The following is a 21842-nucleotide window of genomic DNA, read 5'->3' on the forward strand; positions in this document are numbered from 1 at the left end:
TTTTTGTATTGAATTTTTTATAAGTTTTGAGTATGGAAAATATACTGAACTTACATTACGTATATGAAGTAGAAATTTCATATACCGTATTTTATATAAAATATAAATAGTTTCAAAAGAAATAAAGTATAACAAATCCGTATTTATAAAAACAGCTTTATTATACTTTTCTCTATTTGACTTGTATAATTTATTACGTTATGATTTTTCATTATAACTGAAAGGCTTGAAGATAATGATTCGTCGTTTGAAAAAGTTTAAAAATGTCGCTGTCGTATTAAGCTTCTAAGTAAATTGCAAAAATCTACAATACTTAGAAGCGAGGAATATAGTTATGAAGCATCCATTATTTAATCATTGGTCTGAAACAAAGTATTTAAAAGATATAGTAACAAATCCACTTATTGAAGTAGGAGAGTACTCCTATTATTCAGGGTATTATGGAAATCAAAATTTTGAAGATGGTTGTGTAAGGTATTTATGGGGCGATGCTAAGTCCCAAGCACTTTTCAATCCAATTGAACAGATGGGTTGGCACCTTGATAAACTCATTATTGGAAATTATGTTTGTATTGCAAGTGGAGTTGTCATTTTAATGGGTGGGAATCATAACCATCACCCTGAATGGATTACAGTGTATCCATTCGTTGAGCAAATAGAGCAATCATATGAACCGAAGGGTGATACAGTCATTAAAAGCGATGCCTGGATTGGTATGAATGCTATTATAATGCCTGGCGTTACTATTGGTGAAGGTGCAATTATTGCAGCTGGATCTGTCGTATGTAAAGATGTTCCGCCGTATACAATAGTAGGTGGTAATCCTGCTAAAGAAATAAAGAAACGGTTCACTAATATAGAAATTAATATGCTAATGGAAATGCGTTGGTTTGATTGGGATAGAGAATTGATTAAGAAGGCAATTCCTCTTTTATCTAGTCCAGCCATTGAACCATTATTTGCTTTTTATAAAAATGAAGTGAAAAATAAATAAATCAGCTAGAAAAACTACATTCAATATAGGATGTAGTTTTTTTATTACAAAAAACTGTTACCAGTGTGTTTCGATATTCAATCGGGGCACACTGGTTTTATTTTTTATAAATGTGGAACAAATGTATTACTTAGATTGTCTATTAAGTGTAATCCTAGAAAATATGAAAGTACGGATCATTTTGAAAAATACAAGGGTATTAAAAATAGGGATGTGTGTGGGAATACTAAGTGTCAGTGCGCCTAAAAGGGTGGGATGAGATGGTCTATATGAAAGCGATCCTAATGTCTTATGTGTATACAAAATTTGATAACACTGTCTATTTTTGGGGGATTATGTTAGAAAAACGTTTTTTTGAGTACAAAGTTATTGGAGGTAACAGAAGTGAAAGGTATGTTTTGCAAGAGATTCATTGCAATAGTAACAGTGCTTACACTATTTTGTAGCATAGTTGTTACATCTGGGAGTGCATCAGCGGAAACAGTCCCTGCTTTAGACGTAGAAGCAGGATCAGCAATTTTAGTAGAAGCAAATTCCGGAAAAATTTTATATCAAAAAAATGCAGATGAATTATTAGCAATTGCTAGTATGACAAAAATGATGAGTGAATACTTAGTCCATGAAGCGGTGGATAAAGGAAAACTTAAATGGGATCAAAAAGTTAAAATTTCTGAATATGCATATAAGATTTCGCAAGATCGCTCATTATCAAACGTTCCATTAGAAAATGGTGGCTCTTATACGGTCAAAGAGTTATATGAGGCAATGGTAATTTATTCTGCAAACGGTGCAACAATTGCTTTAGCTGAAGAGATTGCTGGAAAAGAAGTCAATTTCGTAAAAATGATGAACGATAAGTCAAAAGAGTTTGGAATGAAAAATTATAAATTTGTAAACTCTACAGGTTTAACAAACCAAGATTTAAAAGGACATCACCCAGAAGGGACAACTCTAGACGAGAAAAATAAAATGTCTGCAAGAGATTGCGCAATTTTAGCACAACGTCTTATTCAAGATTTCCCGAAAATATTAGATACAGCAAAAATCCCTAAAAAAACATTCCAAAAGGGTGGCAAGTATCCGATTGATATGACGAACTTTAACTGGATGTTAAAAGGTTTAATTAAGCAATACGAAGGTGTAGATGGGTTAAAAACAGGAACTACTCCAGAAGCCGGAGATTGTTTTACTGGTACAGTAGAAAGAAACGGTATGCGTCTAATCTCTGTAGTGATAAAAGCAAACTCTCATACAGCACGTTTTGATGAAACAAAGAAATTGTATGATTATGGATTTGCGAATTTTGAAGTGAAGAAGGTCTATGGAAAAGATTCAGTAGTAAAAGGGCATGAAACAGTGCAAGTAGCAAATGCAAAAGACAAAGATGTAGTTGTTCAAACGAAGCAAGCTGTTTTACTTCCAATGCCGAAGGGCAACAAAGACGTATATAAAAAAGAATTTAAAGTATCGAATAAAGAACAAGAAGCGCCTATTAAAAAAGGTGTAACAATTAGTCAAATGATTATATCGCCTAAAGATATTACAGATCCTGGATTTTTATCAGATAAATCATTACAAGTAGACCTTGTAACAAAATCTGATGTAGAACAAGCAAATTGGTTTACACGTTTTATGCGCGAAATCGGATCATTCTTTAGCTGTATGTGGGATAGTGCGGTTGATATAGTAAAAAGCTAACTTTATAGGATAAAACTAAATATTAATCTGAAATAAAAGATTTCAAAGTATTATAGATTCTTATGTGGATAGCTTGGAATGGAAGATTGCATTAATTCTCAAATTTGGTTCTTCGGAACTTTTCGTATTGCTATCAAGCTAAACTAAATTTGTACCTATATGATCAAAAAACGCTATTCTTTTTGTAGAAATATAAAGAAAGGATGGCGTTTATTATGAATATTTCGATTCAAAGGGTTCTGGTGCAAGGTTAGTTTAATAAAGTTACATGATGAAAAAACATATATTATTCCATCAAGTGACAATAAAAATTGATATCTGGTACTTATTTCTGTTATTAAATTTTATAAAAATTTAATAAAATCTTTTCTTTCTATTAAATATTTTATTTTAAATTAATTATATAAAGAAATGGAGGCCAGAAAATGAATTTTTAAATAAATTTAAGTATCTTTTTATAGTGTTTATCCGTATGTATATAGTTATTCTTTAATTTCAATCGAATAACAAACAAAATATTCGAGAAAAAAGTACGATTTTTATGGATGGTACAAACTTTCTCTCTTACAAAAAATGTACTGAAATTGATAAAAGTGAATGTTACATGGAGAGAACCCCTAATAATTTCACCTAAAAATCGGTAATTAATGAAACAAAGAATAATAAAATGATACACGATTACGAGTTGATCTCCCAAAAACATATGATTACTAGTGAAAATCTTTAATACTGACAAGTGAGGTGACGTTGGTGAGAGGGATATTAATAAAAATCGGAGTATTTATTTTGGTTTTTACAGTAGGGCTATATCTTACAAAATACGCATATGACCATCATATTAACCGAGCTAAAGTAAGGGACACAATTCAACAAATATCAATAGAGCACGGTATGCCACCATGGATTCCTTTATCTATTGCATTCCATGAAAGTAAGTTTGATCAAAATGCAGTCGGAGATCAGGGCACATCATTTGGACTGTTTCAGCTCCATCGAGGTGGACTAGCACCTAAAGATTTAACAAACGAAGATTTGAAAAATGTAGAAACGAATACCCGAATTGCAATATCTAATATGACAAATGCATATAACCGTGGTTTACAGCAGAATTTAAAAGGAGCAGAGCTATTAAAACATGTTGCAAATACCTCAGGGTGGCCTGGAAATAAGGGCGTTCAATGGACGGATAAACAGACAGACTATAACAAGGGTTTAGAAAATAGTTTTAAAATGTTTTCTAAACGACAATACGATTTTATAGAATGAGATTTCTTTTTTCTTTCTATTATTATATAACTTATGCCTAAATATGAAAGTTCCCTAAAACAGATACATAGATTGACTTTGTACTGCTTATATTAGGAATTTAAAGAAACAATATGTACAATTCTCCCACTACACTAGTATAGTGGCCTTTATTAACAGCAAAATCTACAATTTACAAGGAGAACATTTTATGAGTAAGAGAATAAAAGAATTAGATTCCATACGAGGGTTAGCGGCACTTACAGTGGTATTTGGACATTTTTGTTTAATGCTACCATCGTTGCCTAATTCTATTAAATTTTCCCCGCTTAGGTTTTTATGGGCGGGTGGAGAAGCTGTAATCGTTTTTTATGTACTAAGTGGTTTTGTGTTATCTATGGCACTTTATCATTCAAAAACAAATTATTGGGGATATTTAATTAAGCGATTTGTACGAATCTATATCCCTTATTATTTTTGGATAATCATTACCTTTGCTTTATTTATTTTGTTTTCGCCATATGAAGTGGCAGGACTACGGGATTGGTTCTATGATAGATGGCAAGGGTCGATAACAACATTAGATATTATAAACCACTTTGTGCTTCTTAATAACTTTTTTACGGAAAATTATAATCCAGTTATCTGGTCATTGGCTCAAGAAATGCGTATATCTATTGTGTTTCCTTTGTTATTCCTTCTTTTTTATAAACTGAGTTGGAAGAAAACGATACTATTTGCTTTGAGCCTTTCTTTAATTAGTGTTTTCCTTAATATGTTGCATATTGGGAAAGCTGAGGGATTTTATAATGGTTATGCCGATACACTGCATTTCACATCGATGTTTATGGTTGGAATGTTACTTTTTAAGCATCAGGAAAAGCTTATCTACTTATATAGGAATATGAAAAAAATTAATAAAGGATTTCTTATTGCATTAGGGATTATTCTATATTTATATTCCATTTTAATTTATGGTTTGTCCCGTAATGATACTACTTTCTTATTAAAAGATTGGGGTGTCGTAATCGGTGTTAGTATATTTATTATAATGGCCATGAGTAACCTAAAAGTAAAAGCATTTTTAAATAAGAGTGTATTTGTATACTTAGGAGAAATTTCATACAGTATCTATTTGTGTCATTTTCCAATCATGATGGTACTATTTAAACTTTTATATACAAAGATACCTATCTTCTTCCTTCTTACTTTATGTATGACAATGACAATACTTTTTTCGATAGTTTCGTACCATTTAATTGAAAAGAAATGTATCAACTGGGCAAAACAAAGAACAACAAAATTCCCAAAAAAAGCGTAATACATGAAGGAATCTTATTTCTTTAGTAAATATACGAATATTACCGGTTCCTAAGTATATTAGGAATCGGTCAATTTTGGATTCTAAATATAAACATACTAAAATTGAACAAATTTTTAATTTTATACTTAACTCCCAAAATCCTCTTACTAAAGAGAATCTTCGTAACGTTTTATCCAAACATAGCCGAAAGTACAATTAGTAAAACGCTAGTTTCCTTGTAGCCGCTTGGTCATATAAAGTTAGTTTCAAGAGGAAGAAATGCTCAATGGATACAGGTTTAATTCTGTATTAATAATTATTAGGGGTAACAACACATCGCTATCTATATCTAGAATGTTATATAAAACTATTGAATATTTTATTCGTAAAAACAGAGGTGTAAAATGAATTTTATTTCCGAACTACTTGTTACCGTTGTAATTCCTACAATACAACTCACATTCTTGTTACTACTCATTTTTGTTTTTAGCTACTTTGTAGTATACAAAAAGGTATGTAAAGGAGGAAAAAAATTTACGGTACAACAAATTATATTGTTTATATTAATAATAGGATATTATTCCCTCGCATTATCAGCTACTTCATTTGGTCGTTCAGATGATATAACCTTTGCAAGAACAATTGACTTTGATGTACTTAGTGTTTATAAAAAAGCATGGAATACCTTTTCATTTTCTTCTTTTTTCCATATCATTGTGAATATAGGTATGCTTTTTCCGTTAGGAATTTTATTCCCTTTATTTAGTAATGTTTTTCAAAAAATAAAATGGATGTTAATCAGCTCAATTATAGCAAGTTTATGGATTGAAATCCTTGAATTTATAATGCAACGTGGAAGTATGGAACTAGCCGATTTACTTCATAATACTTTAGGAATGATGCTAGGATATTCTATGTTAAATATAGTTCTTATATTGTTGAAGAAAAAAGAAACGGATACACAAATGATCAAATATTTATTTCTTCCGATTACAGTAAGTTTTGTTGCACTTGGAATAATGATTTCGTATCAAATGAAGGAATTTGGGAATACGCCTTTAGATCCCATTACAAAAATAGACATGACTGATGTCACTATAAAAACATCAATAGAGTTAAAAGACGAAGGTAAAAAAATGCCTGTTTACAAAGAGGAAATTCCAAACATGCCTGATGACAATGAGCCAGTTACAAAAAAATCACATATTCGAGATGTTGAAATTCTGTCTCCTAAAGAAGCATTTCAAAAACTAAAACAAGGATCCTTTGATCCTATAATATCTTTCAAAGCAGGTGATACATTAGTCATTACAGATTATAATATAGATTACTACGCTGATACAAAAGGCTTTTCTCAACCTATTTATGTTTTTCAAGTACGAATAAATGATAATGACAAAAATAGTTGGTCTCAACCTATTTCCGCGAGAAAATAACGTGGATTTTCTTATTTTGTTCATGTGAAATAGTTTAATCTATTTGTACTTGTTCATTTTAAAAATCTCCTATGGAATTTAATTGAAATCGAAAAACATTTAGAAAGAACAATTACGTTGTGGACTATTGTATAGTGTAGATATAAATAACAAAAAAGGGGGACTAGATATGTGGAAGCGATTTGTAGCGATTGGTGATAGTTTTACAGAGGGGATAGGGGATGAAGTTGAGGGAATAGCATTAAAAAGCTGGGTAGATCATTTTGTTCAACTGTGTGTAAACGATATAGAATATGCTAATTTTGCAAAGCGTGGGTTAGTAACTAAAGAAATTCGCTCGCAGCAATTGGGAAAAGCATTAACTTTTAATCCAGATTTGGTTAGTCTAATTGCAGGTGCAAACGATGTTTTAAAAGGACGTTGGAATCATCATGCATATAAGAACGATATGGAATTTATGATCGATACATTAAGTAAAACAGGTGCTGATATTATTATAGCAAACCTTCCAGATTTTACAGTTAGGCTTCCTTTTTCTTCTGAAAAAAAACAAGTATTAAAAGAACAACTATTAGAGGCAAATGAAGTTATACTTTCACTGAGTAGAGAGTATAAGTTTCATCATGTTGACTTTTGGAATCATCATTTAGTTAATGACAATACGCTTTGGTCTACGGATTTAATTCATCCAAACTCAAAAGGATATGTAAAAGTTGCTGAATTGATTTTTAGTAGTTTGTCTGTACAGAAGTTAGAATAATAGTTCACGATTTAACAAATATGATATGATTTGTATTAAGAGATGTTTTTAAGGAATTCCATCAAGTTCTATATTGGTATCTTTTAGACAAGAAATCGAAAAAACCCTCAAGTATATAATTCATGCTTGAGGTTTTTTATAATAAACAAGAAAAGACACCCTAGGGTGCCTTCCTCTGACTTGAACCATCTTAATTTTAATAATATTGTTCATTGAGAAATAGGATTCAAATCTATATTTTGTTGTAATCCAAAGTAGACTTCTGAATCTTAAGCATCATTGCTACGTCTTTGCCAATTTATACGGATTGAGAGCTGTCGGTTTTATATGTCATAACATGATTTTTTGATTTCAGTGAACTCTTGTATTCCCACCTTTTTTGGGTAGTTGTCTAGAATCTATATTATAAAATTGAGCACATTAATTAAGGATTGTAAAAAAAGAGGTCATCCTATGCCTAAATTGCGGTTAGTACCTTCTGATTTGAAACATATTTCTAGAAGAGAACATGAAATCCCTGAAGGTGTAAAAATGATTAAGGCGCCAAATTTTTGGGAGCACGGGAGTGAAGTTAGAGCAAATTTGAACTTTGTACAAAGGTGGGAAAGAAGAATCTCACTAATTGATGTTAAAAGAGAAGATCTAAATGGCATATAAAAACGGGCCATAACCTAGATTTATCATCCATAAAATGTCCCGTTTAACTGTTTGTCCAAATAGTTAGTTAAGAATTAAGGTTCTGGTGCAAAGATAAAATAATAGAGAATATAGCGCATATATTTCGAGCGGAATTGTATTTTATGCTGTTAGTCCAAACACTTGAATAGGTTTTACTTTTCCATACTGATCACGTCCTTTTTTAGAGTACTAGTATCAGTATGTCCAAGTTTCAGAGATTAGTTACAAATGAATAGCATAAAACATTCTAGTACAAAAAAGATTGAGGAATATTGGATATAAAATATGATAAATACGAGTTATTAGAAATATTCGAGGATGGACCAGAAGATTATTATATTCCAGGTGCGAGTGCGTATAGATATAGCAAAATCGATAAACTTGGATTTGAATTGGTAATGATTATGTTCTATTATGATGCAACTGTTGAATTAAAAATGCTTTATGAAGACAAACGTATCATTGAAACCAAGATGGAGTCGGTGAAACAAATTTATACGCGTAATGACTCGCTATACATTCAAGGGGCAGAAGCAAAGAAAAGAATCGAAGTGAAATTCAAGCCACATTTTACAGTTGAAATAGAAGAATTCTAAAAGCTGAAATATAAGAAAACGATTAAATGATGATACTAAGATTAAACTTGATAAGTGGATAGGGAGACAAGAGGTAGTGAATTTATTATAAATTTACTACCTCTTGTAACATCATATATTTTCACCGTATCTTGATATAATTACATGAGAAAGAAATATACTTTTGTTATGTTAACAAGGAATACTAATAGAAAAGCGTGTTCCTTTTCCTTCTTTACTCTCTATGTCTATATCTCCGTTTAATTCTTTAATAGTACTGTAGGCAATCATGGTACCAAGTCCAGTGCCTTTTTCAGTTGTTGAATAAAATGGTAAGGCAATTCGTTTTAGTTGTTCGGAGGACATTCCAATTCCTGAATCAATAATATCAATAACAACATTCCCTTTAATTTTTTGTATATTAATTTGCAATACTCCACCATCTATCATAGCCTCGATACCGTTTTGTATGATGTTAGTTAAACACAGTTTTAATTTTTCAGGATCAGCATTTATAAAAAGGGAGTCTGTAATATTCAGTTTTAATTTAACATTGTACGATAGAGCGATTGGTGAAATAGCATCTTTCACCTGATTTAAAATGTGATTAATATCTAGTTTCTCTTTTATAATGTTTTGTGGTTTGGTTAAAGATAAATAGTTATTTATAGTAGATTGTATTTGCTGCATTTCAAGTAACATAATTTCTAAGTACTTATCTTGAGACATCTTAGTGTTCTCATTTTCATTTAATAATTGAGTGAATCCATGTACCGTGGTCAGTGGATTATGAATTTCATGCGCAATAGATGCAGCTAGTTCACTAGCTATATAAAATTTTTCTGCTCTTTGCATTCTTTCTTTCATTTTAAATTTCTCAATCATTCCCTCTATTAAATAAACGGATAATAATACTGTAAAAATATTAATGACTATATAATTTAATAAAAATTCAATGAGAGTAGAGCCAATTTTACCACCTGTGTTTATTTGAGTTATAATACCGAAGATAGAAAGTGAAGTTGTACATATCAAAACAAGTAGTATGCTTAATAATATCTTTTTTTCCTTGAAATAAATGGGTAACAAGTAACGAAACATTATTGTAATACCAGTAATAATAGTAAAGATAATAAATGATGGGAAAACTCCGCTTCCGCCTAAGTAAAATCTATAAGAAAGATATAAAATTCCTATAGAAATAATGCTCTTTGTATTTCCATATAGAAAAACTAATATTATTGGAATAAAACGTAAATCATAAATAAACCCAGCATGTAAATGAAAAGGAAAAGTCATACAAAAAATAATTGCAATGGAGGAAAGAACAGAAATTAATATATTATTACATGCTATTTTTTCTTTATGTTCTAGCCAAAATACTTGATAGCTAAGGATACAAATAATAATAATAAAGGTATTTAATAATAGTGTAGAAATTCCCATAGTTTATGCCTCTCTGTTAGTTTGTATGTAGTATTATGAATGAATTTAATTTAGATTTTGGTTTTATTAGATTTTCTATCTTTAAAAAGAAAGGGAAGGGTATTTGAAAAGTGATCTTTTACTATATATATATTAGAACCGATGAGGAAGATAGAAAAATTATCTATTAAAAAAGCTATTTTTAGTTATGTGCATTACAAATTGAAAGTAGCCCTTGTATAGGTAACAGATGATGCAAATTTTAGAATAATTACGCTTTTTGAGGAGTGAATATTCCGAAAAATAAGTATGGATGGCGACAGATATTTCATAGCCTTCGCTATATTAACATGAAATTTATCGAATTACAAATTGAAAATTAAAAATTTTTATTAGTTTATTTTATTTGAAAACGAAAAAGTATTCAACAGAATGTCACGATTTCATTGTAATTGTTCATTACAAACAGCTTAAAAAGAAAAAACGATTGCCTCTTAGGATCCAAGCAATCGTTTTTTTATTTTTTTCGGAGATGAAATTTGTGTTTTTGTACTCTCTCTCCATCAAGTTAAAAAAATGTTTGTTCCCCAGTAATGAAAAAAATGAATTTAATTCTCATAAATAACTGTAAAGTGGTAAAAATTTCGTTTTGGGGGTAATTCAAAATCTTAAGTTAATGGGCATGGGTTGGAACCCTTTCTTTGTTTAGACCGGATATCCGCCTGTTGGCGGTGGCCAAGCACTAAATAATCTGTGAATCAGCACAATTTCTCCTAAATGGTAGGAGTTGTGAGATGCAATATTGCGTAGAACACCGCCCGGGGTTTCACCAGGCCATTCCTCCAATGTTTTGTCCAATTGAACGGTTTGGGCAATCGCGCATGCCTGTTCAATCCCCTGAAGAAAATACTGAATAATCTGTTGCCACTCTTCCTCACTGCCAGGACATTTTTCTTCAGGCCAGCTCTCTTTTACATGGGCAGGCAATGCAGGCTTCTTCCCCTGAGCGGATAATAAGAGAAAATCTTGCCAGTAGGTCATGTGTTTCACTAATTGATAAATAGAATAAGGCAGTTCCTCTCTGCGTTTTCCCGCAAGCGCCACGTCTATATCCGACAAAGCATTCTTGATGGGAAGATGTCCTCGTTCTCCTCTTAACGATTTTACTAATGCCTCGCTAAACGCTTTATTTGATTGTTCCATAATAACTGACTCCCATCCTGTTTTATTTTCTAATTTGCTGATTTTATGGTTCCGTCTCTTTTATATGCACTAAATATATTATAGAAGATTTACGACTATTAAGAGAAAACAAAATAAGGCAAAAATAACAAGAATTACTGACTTCTTAACGTACAATTGTAGTAACAGATAAATCGAAAGTTCGAATAACAACATCCAGGTCTGCGTTAATGTCAGCCACTTTTGATTTTAGCTTTTCCGGTCCCTCCTGAATTTTATCCAATTGATTTTATCGTGAATGAACTATGAGTCGATTATAATGGTTAGAGTGAACTCTAAGTCAAGAAAAAAATAATAAAAGGATAGTTAGTCCATTATGAGGGCTAACTATCCTTTTCATTTACTAAAGTAAACCTTGATGAATGAAATAAATCTCGATGTAAACTATTAAATATCAGTTCACATTTGAAACCTTTATATTATTGAATTTATCGCAATTTACCCATTTTCTTCGAAAGCTTAAATTGTACCGCAGGTACTATCTTACTGTTAATAAGATTAGTCCAGGCTGATAATGTACTTGATTACGTCCTTTTTTAGAGTACTAGTATCAGTATGTCCAAGTTTAGAAGGTTACTTACAAACGTTGTGGAGTGTTTGCACCAGAACCCTTTTTTTTGTGAAAATACTTTGGATGAGATCGAACCATTATGATCAAAAATACTACCTCTTTCAACTAAAGAAGTAGTATTAGTAACTGAAATGAAATTGTCAAAACAACACTAATAATGATAACGTTCGCTAAATATATTCGCTTCTTTCGTTTGTAAGAATCTTAAAATCTTCCCTTTTTGAATGCAGCTTAACCATAAATTTAATTTTTTTTGTAAATGTGGAACTATTTCATTACTTACACTGTCTATTAAGCGTTAAAACATTTTTTATTTAATATATTTAGAAAGGAATAATCATTTTTAACTAAGGGAGAAGATTGAATTGAAAAAAATATGGATGCTGCTTTTCTTTTGTTTTGGAGTTATGTTGGTAGGATGCAATAAAGATGAGCCGCCAAAACAAGCATTTGAAGAATATATCAATTTATGGAATGATAAAAAATTTACAAATATGTATGATCATTTATCAGAACATGCAAAAAAAACGATTTCTAAAAAGGAGTTCACAGAGAAATATCAAAAAATTTATGAGGGTATTGGAGTTAAGAATTTAAAAGTTAAAACGAAAGGAGAGAATACTAAAGATAAAGAACTTTTTCTTTTTGAAGTTAATATGGATACGGATGGAGGAACAGTTTCATTCATCCATGAAGCAAAACTCGTGAAAGATAAGGAATCTTGGAAAATAGATTGGACACCAGACTTCATTTTCCCAGGTATGAAAAAAGATTACAAAGTACGTATGCAAATTGAGCAAGGAAAACGTGGAGAAATATATGATCGAAATGGAAAAGGGCTTGCAACGAATGGTAAAGCGACTGAGGTTGGAATTATTCCAGAGAAACTAGGCGAAACGGCAGCGCAAACAAAAGAAATAGTAGCACAATTACTTGATATGTCTACAGAAGAGGTCGATCAGAAGCTCGCAGCGAAATGGATAAAACCAGATTCCCTTGTACCAATTGGTATTTTAAAAGAGGGAACCAGACAGAATGATTATATTGAATTAGAAGGAGTTTCATCTCGCCCAGTAAATATTCGTACGTATCCATTAGGAGAAGCAGCGGCACACTTAACGGGATATATAGGAAAAGTGAATGCAGAGGAGTTAAAATCGCTTCAAAGAAAAGGTTATCAAGCAGATGATTTAGTAGGTAAGACAGGTTTAGAGAAAGTACTAGAGAATAAATTGCGTGGTGAAAAGGGTGGACGCGTATTTATAGAAGATGAGAACGGGAAAGAGATTAAAAACGTAGCAAAAAAAGAAGCAAAAGAAGGGGAAAATGTTACGTTAACAATTGATGCTGCAATTCAAGAAAAAATCTTTAATGAGATGAAAAATGAAGCAGGATCTAGTGCAGCGGTCAATCCTAAAACGGGTGAAACAATCGCACTTGTAAGTAGCCCTGCTTATAATCCAAATACAATAGTTAGAGGAGCATCAAAAGCCCAACGAGAAGCATGGAATAACGACGCGAAACTACCAATGATGAATCGCTTCACACAAGCGTTTGTACCAGGTTCCGTATTTAAAACGATTACAGGTGCAATTGGTTTGGAAACAAACACAATAAATCCTAAGGAAGAATTTAAAATTCAAGGATTAAAGTGGACAAAAGATTCATCTTGGGGAAATTATTATGTAACACGTGTGAAGGATGCGAGTCCAATTGATTTTGATAAGGCAATGAAGTACTCTGATAATATTTATTTTGCTCAACAAGCTTTGAAAATGGGAAAAGATCAGTATGTAAATGAATTTAAGAAATACGGATTTCATGAAAAATTACCAATCGAATACGAATTTCCTATTTCAATAATTGCAAAAGAGGGGATAAAAAACGATATTCAACTAGCAGATACGGGATATGGACAAGGACAAGTATTAATGACACCACTTCATTTAGCATTAACATATGCACCGATTGTCAATGAAGGGAATATTCCGTCGCCTCATCTGTTAAAAGAAGCAAAAGTAGCGGGAAATTGGAAAGAAAACGTGGTTTCTAAAAAGAATCAAGAAATATTAAAGAGTGCATTAATAAAAGTCATTAATGACCCTGATGGTGCGGGGAGAATTGCTAAGGTTGATGGTGTAACTCTTGCTGGTAAAACGGGTACAGCAGAACTGAAAGAGTCGAAGGAAGCAGACGGAAAAGAACTTGGATGGTTTGCAGCTTTTGATGCAAATGCGCCAGACATGATTGTTACCATGATGATCGAAGATGTAAAAGGAAGAGGGGGGAGTAATGTTCCGAGCGAAAAAGTAAAACATGTTTTTCAGAAATAATACTTAATTATAAGGTGAAATCTGCTACTAAATTCATTATATGTTTGCTTAGCTCAAAGGTATAAATTGGACAAAACAAAGAACAATTAAGTTTCAAAAAAAGCATTCTTCCTAATCGAGAATGCTTTTTTGTTGTGGCTCTAGAAAGTTGATACCTCATCTTTATTTTCATTTCTGAAAGGTTGGCATTGCTAATAGTAAATATAAGAGTAGAACAAATTGAAATGGATAAGTGAGGGTAATTTTAAAATTTAACAAAACAGTTATTTAGTAAAAAATAAATAGAGCACACAAATAAGTATGCTCTTAGAAAAAATAGGTGATACAAATGGAGTGTTGCGTGAAATTTTAAAAATCATAATCAGATTTTTACGAGTAAATTTTTAACATTGTATGCATTACTTGTTTTTGGGAGCCTGTCATTGAAGAGAATGTATAAGTACATATCTAATGAAATATATTGCTCACCTTTACATTTTTAAGGAGGATTCTTCTATCGAAAAAAAGATAAACAATGGAACAAATGAAACTTGTATCATGTCTATATATTGAAACCATATTAAAAGTGAGGGCAGCTTTATGTTTATTCAAATAAGTTTGAGGTGTGGAAATGGAACAGAAGTTTATTGAAAAATGTAATCATGATGAGCTTGACTATGTTATAAAAGACTATTGGCAAGATGTATGGAATTATTCATTTATTATTACGAAAAATCCACACTTATCAGATGACATCACACAAGATGTATTTATTAAGGTTTTTAAACATTGGAATTCGTTTCGAAAGGAGTCATCTATTAAAACGTGGATATTAAAAATTACAAGAAATACGGCAATAAACTATTTGAAATCCTCTTATTTTAAAAGGATATCTTTAGTGGGATTTTTTAGTGACGATAAGCAATCTCCATCGGCAGAACAAGAATTTTTTAATCAAGAGGAAATGAATGATGTGTGGGATGTTGTATTAAAACTACCTAAAAAACACCGCGAAATACTAATATTGGACGCGAAATATGAATTGTCTTATGAAGAAATGGCTGAAACATTAGGTGTATCAATTGGAACAGTCAAATCTAGATTAAGCCGAGCGAGAAGTAAGGTTTCAAAACTAATAGGGGAGGGTAGAAGTGATGAACAGTAAAAAAAATCCTGACTGGTATAGCAAATTAAAAAATGGACCAATGGAGCGTCGTAAAGATGAAGAAGCATTTATTTATAAAATAAAGCAATCGATATACCAAAATAGTGAAGTAGACTCTGTACCATACAAAAGACCATTTCGTAAAAAAGCATTGCCTATTGTAGTTGTTTTGGTTTGTACAATGTTATTTTTTATTGTTCAACAACCTTGGCTTGATGATAATAAATCACCGGTACAAAGTAGTACTCAAATTAAGCCTAAAACAAAAGATGAGTCTGCTCAAGATCCATCATTAAAACAATTTATGAATGAGTTATATCGAAGTACAAATTCAAAAAATGAAAATGACCTGTATAGAGCGTTAAATGATGAAGTTCTATTTAAAGGGGAAATTTATAAGAAGGATGAATTGAAGTTTGATGAGGATATTTTTCATGAGTTGCAAGTCGCTCTTACAATGGGGGGAGAATTTGCAAATGATACAAAGAAAGTATACAAAGTACCAAGTGGATTGACAGAAAGTAACCAACCAAAGCAATCGCATTTTATATATGCAACTGTTACTGGAAATAAAACGAAAATTTTAGCTGAACCAAAACGAGAATCACAAGTTTTATATGAAGTATCTAATGAAATGGTAAAAGCTTTGATTCCAGAAAAAGCGCAGAATGATGGATATATAAAAATATCGACAATTAACGGTTATACTGGATATGTACAAAAAGAGTATGTTTTAACTGATATTAAATATTCTTTCATATTTGAAAAGAATGATGAAGGTATATGGGAAATAATAAATATAGATTCTATATGGTAAAAGAGGAAGGTTCACTTTAATGAACCTTCCTCTTTGTTTTTATTTTCTTTTTGAAGAGTATTCCAGGAATCTAAAATTTCTGATGTAACGAGAGCTGCAATATTTTTTTCTGAATTACTACCAGGAATAACGACAGAAATAGCAATTTGTGGATCTTCGGTAGGAGCATATGCAATGAAAAGAGAATGATTTATCATTCTTTCTTGCTCGTTTGGAGAGCCTGTTATACCTGTTTTACCTGCGACATGAAAGGGCAAGTTTTTAATTTCTTGTATATTTTGACTCATCCCACCTTGCACGACACTCCAGAATTTCATAGGATAACGATTTGAACTTTCTAAGATTGGTTTAAACTTTTTTGTTTCCTTACCGTCCTGACCAATAATAGTACTTACGATTTGAGGTTTATATTTATCACCTTTACTTGCCAAAATTGCTGTATATTGAGCGAGTTGAAGAGGAGTATGCACTTCATTTCCTCCCCAAGAGGCATTTAATAAAGCGGAGATACCATTTTCAAACTTATTAGATGGATGAAATTCATATTGTCCGTCTTCTTCAAAGGGTAAATCAATCCCAGTTTTAGAACGAAGGCCGAATTGCATTAAATAATCTGTCCATATATTTGCCACCTTTTCTATATTCCCATTATTTTGGTTGAATAAGGGAAGAGCTACTTTTGCTGTCATAAATGTATTAGATGAATTAATGATAGCCTGACTCGGCGTAATTTCACCTGTTGGCGTTCCAGGTGCATTAGTAATGTTATTTTGATTATCATACTGAAAAGTACCTTTATCTAAATAAGTATCTTCGGGTTGAAAAAGCTTTTCGTTTAATCCAATTAAAATAGTAAGTGGCTTTATAGTAGAGGCCATATTTACATAAGACTCACCATACTTTAATTTTTGAATTGCTTTATTTTGCGAAAGTGATTTAATGTTTTCTTTTTTAGATGATACATGTGTATGTAATATATTTGGATCAAAAACTGCCGAATTGGCCATAGTTAAAATTGCACCAGTTTTTACATCGGTTACTACAACATAACCAGCATTAGCATCACGTATTTTCTTAATTTGAGATCTTAATGCTTCCTCTGTTTTTTGCTGCAACTTAGAGTCTAAAGCTAGCCTGACATCTTTTCCTTTTTGTACTTTTTGAATGTTCCATAAGAACTTTTTATTATTCATTTTAAAAATAAGAGTTTTTCCTGGTTTTCCTTTTAAATCGTTTTCATATTGAAGCTCAATCCCACTTTTTCCAACAGGTCCATACTTAGAATTAAGGTCATTTTCTACATACCCAATTACCTGGGAACCAATTTCGTGTTTAGGATAATATCGAATCAATTCATCTTTGATTATTACATTATTGGGTCTGTTCTTGTTTATGAATGTAAGTTCATTCTCATTTATGTCAGAGTATAACGGTATATCATTCATAGTCTGCTTTTTACAAGATTGTTGTAATTGCGATTTTATGTCCTCCGCAGAAATGTCATGTTGAAACTCGCTTGAAAATTGATTGAAAAAAGCTAATGTGTTTGATGTATCTTGATTCGATAGCTTTTCATCATTAGAAGTGCAATATAGAGATTTAACTTTCTTATTTGTAGCTAGTATTACACCATTTTGATCAAAAATTTTTCCTCTTTCAGCTGAAGAAGTTGCGATAGTAATTGAAATGAAGTTGATTTTTAATAAAATTAGTAAAATCAAACCTACAATAGAAAGAACCGCAAAAAATCTCCATCTTTTCGTATGTAACATATAACCCTCCCTTATGTAGCCTATTTCATCTTATAGTTAATTATTTTTTTTGTAAATGTGGAACAACTTTATTACTTAGGTTGTCTATTAAGTATTACAGCATGAAGAAAGGAATAATTAGTATGAAAAGTTACTAGCAAGTCTATGTGTAAGTTTAATATGAATCATTATACAGTTCAGCATTTTTAATGCAAGCGACAAAAAAATAGAGAGAAAAACAGGAAGGGAGATTTATCAATTACGCGGCTAAACCAAAAGGAATTGGTGCTTACAAGGATTTAGAAAAAAAGATAAGACACTATTTATAACTGAATGGTGGTTTCTAATATATAGGAAACGTATTTAGTATATTTCTTTACTAAGTATTAGTGAGGAGTTCCGGAAGAATTATATGGAGGATTTATGAAAAAACAAAAAGGAAAGAAGCAGAAGACATATATATCTATTCGATTAAATATAATGTTCCTTTGCATATTTTTACTATTTTCAGCAATTATTATTCAACTAGGAAAAGTACAAATCGTTGAGGGAGAGGCTTATAAAAACCAAGTGGAAAGTGGTCAAAATGCAACAACTAGTATACCAGTTCCACGTGGACAAATTCTAGATCGAGAAGGGAAAACGGTCGTTAATAATAAATCTCTTCGCGCAATTACGTATACAAGGGTGAAGGGGATTACGAGTGAAGATATTTTAAAAACAGCAAAAGAATTGGCGAAAGTACTTGAAATGCCTGAACAAGATATAAATAAGTTAACCGATATCGATAAAAAAGATTTCTGGATGCAATTGAATACGAAACGTGCGGAATCAAAGATTACTAAAAAAGACATAGGAAAGTTTAAAGAAAAGGGAATAGAGGGAAAAGAACTAGACAAAAAAATTCAAGACTTAAGACGAAGTCGCGTTATAGAAGTAGAATTGGCAGAATTATCAGCACAAGATTTAAAGGTGTTAGCTATTAAAAGTAAAATGAGTTCAGGTTATCAACTGACACCACAAATTATTAAAAAAGATGTGACAGATCAAGAATATGCGCGGATAAGTGAAAACCTTGCGGAGTTTCCAGGAGTAGATACAACAGTTGATTGGGAACGTAATTATGTAAATGGTAATTTATTTCGTTCCGTGTTAGGTAATATTACAAGTAGTGAAGAAGGACTACCGAAAGAAAACTTAGATTCTTATTTGGTACGTGGATATAACCGTAATGATCGTGTAGGAAAAAGTTATATTGAACAACGATATGAAGATGTATTACACGGCACAAAAGAAGAAGTGAAAAACATTACTGATAAATCAGGAAACATTATAAACACAGAAATAATCTCTAAAGGAAAAAGTGGTAGTAGTTTAACATTAACGATTGATATGGAATTACAAAAGAAAGTGGAAGAAAGTATAGAGAAAAATTTGAGAGCTTTTAAGAGTTCAGAGCCACTGTTGGACCGAGCGTTTGTCGTCATGACAAATCCAAATAACGGACAGATTTTATCTATGGCAGGCAAAAAGATTGTAGAAAAAGAAGGGAAAATAGAGATTGAGGATTTGGCATTAGGTAACATGACAACTTCGTATGAGCTAGGGTCAGCTGTAAAAGGCGCAACGTTATTAACTGGATATGAGACAGGGGCAATACAGCCAGGAGATCAATTTTATGATGCACCGATGAAATTTAAAGGTACACAAGCCAAGAAATCATGGAATGTATCCGGATTTGGTAATATTAATGATTTACGAGCTTTACAAGTATCTTCGAATGTATACATGTTCCAGACAGCTTTAAAAATTGCGGGAGTTAATTACGTACCGAATGGTTCATTGGATATTAAACAAGAAGCATTTGATAAGATGCGTTATTATTTTAAACAATTTGGTTTAGGGGTACCAACAGGTATTGATTTACCGAATGAAATAATTGGGCAAACTAGAAAAGTAGATAGTCAACCTGGGTTTTTACTAGATTTTTCTATCGGTCAGTATGATACTTATACGCCATTGCAATTGGCACAATATATTTCAACTATTGCTAACGGTGGATATAGAATGCAACCCCAAATTGTACAAGAAATAAGAGAACAATCAATAAAAGAAGAGGAAGTTGGCAAAGTTATACGCTCTATAGAGCCTGTCGTATTAAATCGAGTTGATATGAAGAAAGAACATATTGATCGGATAAAAGAAGGATTTAGATGGGTATTCCAAGAAGGTGATGGAACTGGCGTGAAGTATTTCAAAAATGCGCCATATAAACCAGCAGGAAAGACAGGGACAGCTCAAACTGTATATGGTGGAGATGATCCAATTGGTAGAAATGCAAAAGGAGAACGTATGGAATGTTACAACTTAACACTAGTTGGATATGCTCCATATGATAATCCAGAAGTAGCATTTTCTGTAGTAGTCCCATGGCTTCATGATGATAAAAATGGAATTAATTCTATAATTGGAAAGGAAATTTTAGATGTATACTTTGATTTAAAAAAGCAACGTATACATGGTGAAGCTGCTAGTACAGATAGTTCGAATCAAAATTAGTAAAATTTGTGCACTTTTCTCAGGGGAAGAGACCCTGTTTATATAAAAGCCTTTATAAGTTAAAGAAAAAGGAAGATTTGAAATAAGAGATAGCAGCTATCATAGTTGCTATCTCTTACTTTTGTTAATACCTCTGCTACTAGTTAAAAAGGTTTTAAATTTATGGAACAAACTTGTTTCTTAGATAGTCTATTATGTGTACGTATAAAAACAGGTGTTCAAATAGGATACAGTGTATTGAATTTACTACTTGTTTTCAGTATTGAAAATTTGAAAGGAATGATGATTTTGAAAAACAAGAGGATGCTAAAAATAGGTATATGCGTTGGTATATTAGGTTTAAGTCTTACAAGTCTAGAAGCTTTTACAGGAGGGGCATTGCAAGTTGAAGCGAAAGAAAAGACCGAACCAGTTAAACATAAAAATCATGCGACGTATAAAGAATTCTCTCAACTTGAGAAAAAATTTGATGCTCGATTAGGTGTGTATGCTATTGATACTGGTACAAATCGAACAATTGCTTATCGACCTAACGAAAGATTTGCCTTTGCATCAACCTACAAGGCATTAGCGGCAGGAGTATTGCTACAGCAAAACTCAATTGAGAAATTAAATGAAGTTATCACTTATACGAAAGACGACTTAGTGGAATATTCACCTGTTACTGAGAAACATGTAGATACCGGAATGGCACTAGGAGAAATTGCTGAGGCTGCTGTTCGTTCCAGTGATAATACTGCAGGGAACATTTTATTTCATAAAATAGGCGGACCTAAGGGATATGAAAAAGCGCTTAGACAGATGGGTGATCGGGTTACTATGGCTGATCGCTTTGAGACAGAGTTAAACGAGGCTATTCCAGGAGACATTCGTGATACTAGTACAGCAAAAGCAATTGCTACCAATCTTAAGGCTTTTACGGTCGGAAATGCACTTCCAGCTGATAAACGTAAAATTCTTACAGAGTGGATGAAAGGAAATGCTACAGGAGACAAACTTATTCGTGCAGGCGTACCAACTGACTGGGTAGTTGGAGATAAATCAGGAGCTGGAAGTTATGGGACACGAAATGATATTGCTATCGTTTGGCCGCCGAATAGAGCACCAATTATCATCGCAATTTTATCTAGTAAAGATGAGAAAGAGGCTACCTATGATAATCAACTAATTGCAGAGGCAGCTGAAGTTGTAATCAATGCTCTTAAGTCATAATCTCTCAGCTTTCATATTTCTTTACATGAGGTTATCCAAAGTATAAGAATACAAAAACGATTCTTTTTCGTGTGAAAAGAATAGTTTTTGTATTTTTAT

At 32.0% G+C, this 21842-nt stretch carries 16 protein-coding genes and 1 pseudogene; 13 read left to right on the top strand and 4 right to left on the bottom strand.

All coding sequences use genetic code 11. From position 1 onward, the window contains the following. The first annotated feature begins 334 nt into the window (after nucleotides 1–334). The 8 genes from MHB76_RS12030 to MHB76_RS12065 all read left to right on the top strand — a co-directional run bounded on the left by MHB76_RS12030 (nucleotide 335) and on the right by MHB76_RS12065 (nucleotide 8710). Nucleotides 335–994: a CatB-related O-acetyltransferase gene (locus tag MHB76_RS12030; protein ID WP_199709929.1), complete on the top strand. Its 660-nt coding sequence runs from the start codon at nucleotides 335–337 to the stop codon at nucleotides 992–994. Between the two features lie 384 nt (nucleotides 995–1378). Next, the gene (locus MHB76_RS12035; RefSeq protein ID WP_307831293.1) at nucleotides 1379–2692 is read left to right on the top strand and encodes a D-alanyl-D-alanine carboxypeptidase family protein; all 1314 of its coding nucleotides are present in this window, start codon (nucleotides 1379–1381) and stop codon (nucleotides 2690–2692) included. A gap of 750 nt (nucleotides 2693–3442) precedes the next feature. Then, nucleotides 3443–3958: a transglycosylase SLT domain-containing protein gene (locus MHB76_RS12040; protein ID WP_088099090.1), complete on the top strand. Its 516-nt coding sequence runs from the start codon at nucleotides 3443–3445 to the stop codon at nucleotides 3956–3958. A 190-nt stretch (nucleotides 3959–4148) separates the two neighbouring features. Then, nucleotides 4149–5258: an acyltransferase family protein gene (locus tag MHB76_RS12045; protein ID WP_340986609.1), complete on the top strand. Its 1110-nt coding sequence runs from the start codon at nucleotides 4149–4151 to the stop codon at nucleotides 5256–5258. 386 nt (nucleotides 5259–5644) lie between these two features. Beyond that, nucleotides 5645–6676 (top strand): VanZ family protein, encoded by a 1032-nt coding sequence (locus MHB76_RS12050; RefSeq protein WP_340986611.1) that lies wholly within the window; start codon nucleotides 5645–5647, stop codon nucleotides 6674–6676. 142 nt (nucleotides 6677–6818) lie between these two features. Continuing rightward, a complete protein-coding gene (locus MHB76_RS12055) occupies nucleotides 6819–7436 on the top strand; it encodes an SGNH/GDSL hydrolase family protein (RefSeq protein WP_199709951.1) in 618 nt (205 codons plus the stop codon). Between the two features lie 453 nt (nucleotides 7437–7889). Next, nucleotides 7890–8093 (top strand): hypothetical protein, encoded by a 204-nt coding sequence (locus MHB76_RS12060; RefSeq protein ID WP_088099094.1) that lies wholly within the window; start codon nucleotides 7890–7892, stop codon nucleotides 8091–8093. 293 nt (nucleotides 8094–8386) lie between these two features. Beyond that, nucleotides 8387–8710, top strand: a complete 324-nt coding sequence (locus MHB76_RS12065) for a hypothetical protein (protein WP_088099095.1) — start codon at nucleotides 8387–8389, stop codon at nucleotides 8708–8710. A 171-nt stretch (nucleotides 8711–8881) separates the two neighbouring features. Here the strand turns inward: MHB76_RS12065 and MHB76_RS12070 are convergent, their stop codons facing one another. The 3 genes and pseudogenes from MHB76_RS12070 to MHB76_RS12080 all read right to left on the bottom strand — a co-directional run. Beyond that, nucleotides 8882–10135, bottom strand: a complete 1254-nt coding sequence (locus tag MHB76_RS12070; RefSeq protein ID WP_002109975.1) for an ATP-binding protein — start codon at nucleotides 10133–10135, stop codon at nucleotides 8882–8884. A gap of 684 nt (nucleotides 10136–10819) precedes the next feature. Continuing rightward, on the bottom strand, nucleotides 10820–11317 hold the full coding sequence (locus MHB76_RS12075) for a DinB family protein (RefSeq protein ID WP_340986614.1): 498 nt from the start codon (nucleotides 11315–11317) through the stop codon (nucleotides 10820–10822). Between the two features lie 151 nt (nucleotides 11318–11468). Beyond that, nucleotides 11469–11555, bottom strand: a pseudogene (locus tag MHB76_RS12080) (SDR family NAD(P)-dependent oxidoreductase); the annotation flags it as partial. A gap of 737 nt (nucleotides 11556–12292) precedes the next feature. Between MHB76_RS12080 and MHB76_RS12085 the strand changes: the two are divergent. The 3 genes from MHB76_RS12085 (at nucleotide 12293) to MHB76_RS12095 (ending at nucleotide 16221) form a co-directional block, all read left to right on the top strand. Beyond that, nucleotides 12293–14260, top strand: coding sequence for a penicillin-binding transpeptidase domain-containing protein (locus tag MHB76_RS12085; RefSeq protein ID WP_340986615.1), 1968 nt, complete (start codon nucleotides 12293–12295; stop codon nucleotides 14258–14260). Between the two features lie 610 nt (nucleotides 14261–14870). Next, nucleotides 14871–15404, top strand: coding sequence for an RNA polymerase sigma factor (locus MHB76_RS12090; RefSeq protein WP_340986616.1), 534 nt, complete (start codon nucleotides 14871–14873; stop codon nucleotides 15402–15404). Continuing rightward, nucleotides 15394–16221, top strand: a complete 828-nt coding sequence (locus MHB76_RS12095; RefSeq protein ID WP_078174391.1) for an SH3 domain-containing protein — start codon at nucleotides 15394–15396, stop codon at nucleotides 16219–16221. The genes MHB76_RS12090 and MHB76_RS12095 overlap by 11 nt, the downstream gene beginning before the upstream one ends. Before the next feature lie 11 nt (nucleotides 16222–16232). On the opposite strand, the gene MHB76_RS12100 is transcribed toward MHB76_RS12095, so the two are convergent. Next, complete coding sequence (locus tag MHB76_RS12100) at nucleotides 16233–17993, bottom strand: peptidoglycan D,D-transpeptidase FtsI family protein (RefSeq protein ID WP_340986618.1); 1761 nt, start codon at nucleotides 17991–17993, stop codon at nucleotides 16233–16235. A 402-nt stretch (nucleotides 17994–18395) separates the two neighbouring features. On the opposite strand from MHB76_RS12100, the gene MHB76_RS12105 reads away from it, so the two are divergent. Together MHB76_RS12105 and bla are read left to right on the top strand one after the other, a co-directional pair. Next, complete coding sequence (locus MHB76_RS12105; protein WP_340986621.1) at nucleotides 18396–20531, top strand: peptidoglycan D,D-transpeptidase FtsI family protein; 2136 nt, start codon at nucleotides 18396–18398, stop codon at nucleotides 20529–20531. 282 nt (nucleotides 20532–20813) lie between these two features. Continuing rightward, complete coding sequence (bla, locus tag MHB76_RS12110; protein WP_445661358.1) at nucleotides 20814–21743, top strand: class A beta-lactamase Bla1; 930 nt, start codon at nucleotides 20814–20816, stop codon at nucleotides 21741–21743. Nucleotides 21744–21842 lie beyond the last annotated feature (99 nt).

Source organism: Bacillus sp. FSL M7-1345 (genome assembly GCF_038006985.1).
Classification (GTDB): Bacteria; Bacillota; Bacilli; order Bacillales; family Bacillaceae_G; genus Bacillus_A; species Bacillus_A cereus_U.